Annotated in this window: 2 protein-coding genes; both read right to left on the bottom strand. The window is 60.4% G+C overall.

Translation table 11 applies throughout. The features are described 5' to 3' along the window. The coding region (locus tag DC522_RS35610) for a DNA translocase FtsK (protein ID WP_256369942.1) at nt 1-1,868 on the bottom strand (1,868 nt) is incomplete at its 3' end. Nucleotides 1,869-2,320: 452 nt separating this feature from the next. After that, nucleotides 2,321-2,667: hypothetical protein (locus DC522_RS35605; protein WP_205769919.1), on the bottom strand; the 347-nt coding region annotated here is incomplete at its 5' end.

Genomic DNA, 2,667 nt, shown 5'->3' with positions numbered 1-2,667 from the left:
GCGTTGAAGCCGTCGATGTTGCGCACCCCGAGCTTCGACATCTTGCGGTAGCGGTCCTCCATCTCGCGCACCGCCCAGCGCAACGCAATGATCGCCTTCTTCGGGTCGGTCACCACCGGGGTGAGCAGGTGCGGGATGCCGTCATAGACCGAGAGCTCGAGCATCTTCGGGTCGACCATGATCAGGCGGCACTGTTCCGGCGCGAACCGGTAGAGCAGCGACAGGATCATGGTGTTGATCGCCACCGACTTGCCCGAGCCGGTGGTGCCGGCCACCAGGAGGTGCGGCATGCGGGCGAGATCGGCGATCACCGGCTCGCCACCGATGGTCTTGCCGAGGCAGATCGGGAGCTTCTGCGTCGATGCCTTGAAATCGGCCGTCTCAAGCATCTCGCGAAGGTACACGGTTTCACGGGTATCGTTCGGCAATTCGATGCCGATGGCGTTGCGGCCTGGAACGACCGCGACACGGGCGGAGACCGCACTCATCGAGCGGGCGATGTCTTCGGAGAGTGCAATGACACGCGAGGATTTGACCCCCGGAGCGGGCTCAAGCTCATAAAGAGTCACGACTGGGCCCGGATGAACATGAATGACTTCACCCTTGACACCGAAGTCACGGATGACCTTTTCAACCCTGCCCGCTCTCTCCTCAAGGATATCTTCGGTGAGGACGGGGCCCTCGCTCTCGGGAGGCTCGGCCAGCAATTCAATATCAGGGAGTTCGTAACCCGAGTTCCTCACACGCTCCGGCGCGGGGAAGTTGATGACCTGCGCCATTGAGGCAAGTGCAGCCGAAACGGACACCTCGGGAGCAACAGGGCTGACATCGGCGGATGAGGGGAGTGAATTCTCCGCTTCTCCCTCAACCTTCATCGACACTGAAGCAGGTGCAATTTCTTCCCCGTACAGGGCGAGATAACCTGAGTCAAACTCCTCGGTAATCTGCTCGGATGGGACCTCCATCACGTCGAAAGCGGTCACTTCCTCAGGCCCGATCCATTCGGACATATCCTCTGGGATCTCCTGAACCTGGGTGAACGCGGCCTCCTCCTCGACAGCGGGGCCTCCGTCAGGAACCGCATCCTGTATCGATAGGTCGATCGACAGCTCAGGCTTCGAGGAAACTGTGATCCGGTACAGGCTGGACTGGAACGCGAATGCAGAAAAGACCGGCCTTGCGGTTCCTACAGGAACAGGCAGCAACAACTCGGCCCGCCGCTCCGGAACGGCCTCTTCGATTTCAGACCTCTCCGTCGCGGGTTCGATGCTCTCGCTGCTAACGGCATCCAGGTGATGTTTCGGACTTTCGGTCGGAGTTGCCGAGTCGGCGACAAATAGTGGAGCCACGTCGCCGTCGCCTGCCCCCTCGGTCGTCTCGAGAGCCGAAGCAGGCTCCTCTATCGTCTCCTCCATCCCAGCTGCTGCACATATAGATGCTGCGACCGGCAAACACTCGGCCTCCGGCTCAGACGTAGAAGGAATGGGTGAGTCGGGCTCGACTGCGCTCCGCAGCCGTTCCAAGCGTCTGCGAATGGCCTCCGCGCAGGACCGGTCGGCGGCACGAGCGAGACGGGCGACGTCCATGGCCTCGCTCGCCGGAAGAGCCACCACGTTGGTGTCCGGCTGCTTCTTGATAAAGCGGTCAGGGGTGCGGGTTGCTCTCACATCCTTGTCGAGCGCAAAGGCCTTCCACCATCCGGGCTCCGCTTCCCCGGCAGAGGACCAAGGGGTCTCCCAAACAGATCGATCGCTACTCGTCTGCGCCGAATCGTCCCGCTTCTGAACCTCCGCTCGAATCGTGGAAATTCTGTCTCCCGGCTGGACTGCGGCTGGAAGAAAGTCGTTGGGCTTAAATGGCTTACGCATGTGAACTGGCAAATCCGTCGGAGCTGGAAAAAGGGCACCGCTGGTGCGGTTCGCGGACTCTGGCCAACTCGGGTAAAGACAGGGTTATTAATCGCAGCGGCATCTATCGCCGTGAGCTTGGCAAGGCGGGGTCCGAACGCTCCTTCGCCCTTGTATTCCTGAGAGATATCACCATATCCCGTTGTGGTTCTGCCCTTCCGGCAGACCCCGAAGCCTCCTCCGAATTCCTGACGCGTTCGATTGCTCTTTTGATCGGGCGCAGCTGCATGAGGCTTTGTGGACGTACAATCATTCCCACTTGCAATAATCGCAGGATTGATTATGTGTCCCCTCCCCGCGCCGCCGCGAAAGCAGGTGGGCGTGTTTTCCAGACACGCTGACCGTCAGTTCCTGAACCCTTGTTCGGGAGCGATGTCGTGTCTTCAGACGAGAGCCGTTCACGCCGTCACTGGTTAGGATGCCTCGCCTGAAGCCTTTGTGTCTGGCCCTATCCACGAGCCCTTGGTCACGAAGTCCTTCGTGAGTTCGACGGGCTCCTCTGGAGCACATCCGAGTATTCGTCGAAGGGCTCCGGCCCGTTCGGTCAGTACAGCCCAGAAGAAAGCCGTCTTCTGGGAACGGGTTTGCTGTGTCTGTCGTCCGGGGGCGCCGGCGAACACTTCAAAAAATTCGGAAAATTCTTCTGAATGAGTGTTGACCTGGCGGCCCGGTTCGATTAGAACTCTCTCCATCGACGGCGGCCACGGAATGGTGGTGCCGGACTGGAGGCCTCGGGATCCCGGCGCGAGAGCGAGATGGG

The organism is Microvirga sp. KLBC 81, assembly GCF_003075415.1.
GTDB lineage: Bacteria > Pseudomonadota > Alphaproteobacteria > Rhizobiales > Beijerinckiaceae > Microvirga.
This window is presented reverse-complemented; position numbering and strand designations above follow the sequence as displayed.